This is a genomic window from Staphylococcus agnetis, assembly GCF_002901865.1.
Lineage (GTDB): Bacteria > Bacillota > Bacilli > Staphylococcales > Staphylococcaceae > Staphylococcus > Staphylococcus agnetis.
In genome coordinates this window covers 1-4262 of the sequence record NZ_PPQF01000026.1, presented here as the reverse complement: position 1 = coordinate 4262, position 4262 = coordinate 1, and the positions used below count along the sequence as shown (strand labels likewise).

Here is a 4262-nt window from a genome sequence, read left to right as displayed (position 1 = left end):
CATTATCTCTCTCCTATCTTAGTTGAATCCAGTTTTTTAAACTGCACATCATGATGTATGTTTATTATATAACTAAAAATTAAAAATAAAATATACAGAATATTAAAGAATCTTAATTAAATCTTAATCCTCGTCAATTCAAGCACTCAAGTTCCATCACAACTCCACTTATAATAGATTGTTTGCATCTGAAGTTGCAGCTAAAGCAACATTATATTCATCGTTAATCAATATATGACTTCATATAAAAAACCGTTGCGACAAACAATCGCAACGGTTTAAATCATCATAAACTATGAGCTCATCCTTACCACTCGTGATTAGAGTAACATACTCTGAGGGACAAGCACTCTTACCATTAAAAAAGCATCTCATGATTGGCCAACTACAATCCATGTTCTCTTAATGTGCCATCTTTTTCTCATAGCGTGTTAAATCATTATCGTGACCAATCATAATTAAAATATCATCAAATTCTAATACCATTTCAGGGTCTGGCGCGACAATAATTTCTTTACCACGTTTAATAGCGATAATATTAATACCGTAGTTGGCACGAATATCTAAATCTACTAAACTTTGTCCTGCTAATTTTTCATTTACTTTCATTTCAATAATAGAGTGTTCATCTGAAAGTTCTAGGTAATCAAGAACTGTGCCGCTCGCTACATTATGTGCAATTCGGCGACCCATGTCACGCTCAGGATGGACAACCGTGTCCGCCCCTATTTTGTTCAATATTTTAGCGTGATAATCATTTTGTGCTTTGGCAGTAACTTTTTTGACGCCTAATTCCTTTAAAATTAACGTCGTCAGTGTACTTGCTTGGATATTTTCACCAATCGCAACGATGACATGATCAAAGTTTCTAATTCCTAAACTTTTCATAACAGCTTCATCTGTTGTATCCGCTACAACTGCATGTGTTGCGATATCACTATATTCATCTACACGATGTTCATCACTATCAATAGCCATCACATCCATATCAAGCGCATTCAGCTCACGTACAATACTTCCGCCGAAACGCCCTAAACCAATTACAACATACTCTTTATCCATGATTTACCTCCGTAATAAGAAAAGATCAAGCATGAAAATGGTAAAGTTAATCTTTGTATTCATACTTTAGATGTCGAAGTTAGTATTATACTTCCACATGTATTCATGATCATTATAACAGTTTGAACGGGTAACTTTCCCGTTCTCATTAACATGCGATATTAATGAATACTCCTATTTTCTACCTCTTACATAGTCTTTGTCAAATACAAATAGTTTAAGCAATAACGCTAATGATGGCAATAATAAAACGAGTCCTAAAATGAATACAATAATAAGTGCAATTGCCATTGAATCATTCGTCACCGCATGATCAATGCGCACATATGGATATAATAAATACGGCAATTTACTTATACCATAACCAAAGAATGCTGTTCCTATTTGAATAATGACAAATATAAACGCCATTCCATGGGCTTTTTTCAAATACGTTAGGATTCCCGCAATTAGAAACGCGATAAAGCTAATGATAAATAACCAACCATACGTAAATACCGCAGTATCAAAATGCGTTTTATTTTGCACACGTAATGATAAAAAGACAAATAATGAAATCATAATCATAGGTGCGCCCCACATGAGAAACCATTTACGTAATAATAAATAAGCTTCTTCATCTTTGGCTCTATGCGCATAAAATGTTAAAAATCCTGATGATACATAAAGGACGGTTACGATTGATAATAAAACAACCGCCCAGCCATATGGGCTTAAAAGTAATGCAATCCAATCCAAGTCAACAAGGTCATTCGATGTACGAATTAAATAGCCTCCTTCAGATATTGTTAAAACCGTTGATAAAGATGCTGGAATTAACAAACCTGAAATCGCATAAATCATCAACCAAGATAATTTTGAATCTTGTCCGTAATTCTCAAAAGCATAAAACGCACCACGTGCCGCTAACAAGATTAAAGCAAGTGAGCCTGGAACAAGTAATGCAGTTCCATAGTAATAAGCTGTATCTGGAAAAAATCCAACAATACCTACGAAGAAAAATACAAAAAATACGTTCGTCACTTCCCAAACAGGGTTTAAATAGCGTTGAATCAGTCCATTAATTTTCTTAGATTCACCAAACAATTTGGCATGCATGGAAAAGAATCCTGCCCCAAAATCGATGGACGCGACAATAATATAGCCGAAGAGGAATAACCATAATACTGTAATACCTATCAATTCATAGCTCATTGAAATTCACCTCTTCTTTCTGCTTGTAACTTAGCGATGTCATCTGAAATCGATTGATTTTTAAACATTCTGACGAGGACAAAGGTCGTTGAGAATAATAAAACGAAATATAATAAGGCAAATAAAAGTGTTATAAAAGGTAGTCCGCCTGCTGTTGTAGCCGCATCTTGAACTTTAAGTATCCCTCTAACCATCCATGGTTGACGTCCTAATTCTGTTAAAAACCAACCAAACTCAATCGCAAGCATACTCGCTGGTCCAGTTAGAAGAATGGCATACAACAACCATTTCTGATGTGGATTCCACTTTTTCACCCATAACGCCACGACGTAAAGTGCTGAAACTACAAAACAAAAAATTCCAAATATAACCATTAAATCAAAGAAATAATGCACAATGAGTGGTGGTAATTCATCTTTTGAAAATTCGTTAAGCCCTTTCACTTTTGTATCAAAACTTGAGTCTGATAAAAAGCTTAACGCACCTGGTATACGTATAGCACCCTTGACTTCTTGGGTAGATTTATCTAAGACACCAAACAACACTAAATCTGCTTTAGATTCTGTATTGAAATGCCATTCGTAGGCGGCCAATTTTTCAGGCTGTTCTTGATGTAAAAATTTAGCCGATAAATCACCTGCAAGCATTGATAACATTGAAAATATTAATCCTGCAATCATCGTCAATTTAAGTGCTTTTTGATGGTAAATCGTATCTTCTTTCACTTTGTTTTTTATCAATTTAAATGCCGCTATTGTTGCTAAAATAAAAGCCATTGTCATGAGTGCTGTTGCAACAACGTGAAATGAGCGCACAAAAAATGACGCATTAAACATTGCGGCAATCGGATCGACGTTGACCATTCTCCCATTTGAAATCTCCATACCTGCTGGTGTATTCATAAACGAATTCACAGATGTTATAAAAAATGCTGAAAATGTGCCACCGATTATGACAGGTATACTAATAATAAAATGTGTCAATTGATTTTTAAATCGATTCCATGTATAAAGATAAATACTTAAAAATATCGCTTCAAAGAAAAACGCAAATGTCTCCATAAATAATGGTAGTGCAATGACATGTCCGCCAATACGCATAAATGTAGGCCATAACAAGGACAACTGAAGCCCAATGATTGTTCCAGTAACTACCCCAACAGCTACTGTAATCGTATAACCTTTCGCCCATCTTTTAGCTAACGCCAAATAGCGTTCACTTTTTTTCTTAATCGCTAAAAATTCAGCGATTGCAAAAAATACTGGCATCCCCACGCCAATCGTTGCAAATATGATATGGACGGCAAGTGTCATTCCAGTTAAAAATCGACTTAATTCAACTGCATCCATTTCATCACTCCTTTTATCTTTTTCCAAAGCAACTTACATTATACTGACACAACAATTGAAACAGAATGTGTATGCTTATTTAATGAGTGACAATTTAATGACATGACGCAAAATTGCCATAATTTACAATTTGACTTTCTAAAAATTAGATTTATAATTTTAAATTCAAAAATATAGCTACGTCATGTATACTGTAATAATTGAGTGAAAAATATGCGCGTAAAGGAAGGTCTGAAGATGCCAAATATCGTTATTTATACGCAAAATGATTGTCCACCTTGCACATTTGTTAAAAATTACTTTACTGAAAAACAAGTTGAATTCGAAGAACGTAATATTTCAAACGCAACCTACCGTCAAGAAATGATTGACTTGGATGCTTTTGCAACACCTTTGATTCTTATTGACGATGAACCTATGTATCAAGTAGATATGGATAAACTTAATCAAAAACTAGGATTATAACAACACAAGGGGCTGGGACATAATTCTCAGCCAAAAAAAGAATCGATTAGGTAAAATCATTTTTACTCAATCGATTCTTTTTATATATTATTTTAAAAAAATAAAGCCCTCACGTATAATAATGAATAACGACAAACAAAATGATACGGAGGAACTTTATATGTATAAAAATTATAACATGTCTCAACTCAC

Annotated in this window: 4 protein-coding genes; 1 reads left to right on the top strand and 3 read right to left on the bottom strand. The window is 34.2% G+C overall.

Annotated features, from left to right (window positions below):
• Window positions 1–402 precede the first annotated feature (402 nt).
• The 3 genes from CD172_RS05110 to CD172_RS05100 form a co-directional block, all read right to left on the bottom strand.
• On the bottom strand, window positions 403–1062 hold the full coding sequence (locus CD172_RS05110) for a potassium channel family protein (RefSeq protein WP_037566031.1): 660 nt from the start codon (window positions 1060–1062) through the stop codon (window positions 403–405).
• Between the two features lie 174 nt (window positions 1063–1236).
• The gene (locus CD172_RS05105; protein WP_103345657.1) at window positions 1237–2256 is read right to left on the bottom strand and encodes a cytochrome d ubiquinol oxidase subunit II; all 1020 of its coding nucleotides are present in this window, start codon (window positions 2254–2256) and stop codon (window positions 1237–1239) included.
• Window positions 2253–3605 (bottom strand): cytochrome ubiquinol oxidase subunit I, encoded by a 1353-nt coding sequence (locus CD172_RS05100; RefSeq protein WP_103345656.1) that lies wholly within the window; start codon window positions 3603–3605, stop codon window positions 2253–2255. The genes CD172_RS05105 and CD172_RS05100 overlap by 4 nt, the downstream gene beginning before the upstream one ends.
• Before the next feature lie 237 nt (window positions 3606–3842).
• Between CD172_RS05100 and CD172_RS05095 the strand changes: the two genes are divergently transcribed.
• Complete coding sequence (locus CD172_RS05095) at window positions 3843–4070, top strand: glutaredoxin family protein (RefSeq protein ID WP_103345655.1); 228 nt, start codon at window positions 3843–3845, stop codon at window positions 4068–4070.
• Window positions 4071–4262 lie beyond the last annotated feature (192 nt).

Bases quoted from the DNA above. Each gene is read 5' to 3' on its own strand.
- CD172_RS05110 (WP_037566031.1), bottom strand. From the start codon at position 1,062: ATGGATAAAGAGTATGTTGTAATTGGTTTAGGGCGTTTCGGCGGAAGT.
- CD172_RS05105 (WP_103345657.1), bottom strand. From the start codon at position 2,256: ATGAGCTATGAATTGATAGGTATTACAGTATTATGGTTATTCCTCTTC.
- CD172_RS05100 (WP_103345656.1), bottom strand. From the start codon at position 3,605: ATGGATGCAGTTGAATTAAGTCGATTTTTAACTGGAATGACACTTGCC.
- CD172_RS05095 (WP_103345655.1), top strand. From the start codon at position 3,843: ATGCCAAATATCGTTATTTATACGCAAAATGATTGTCCACCTTGCACA.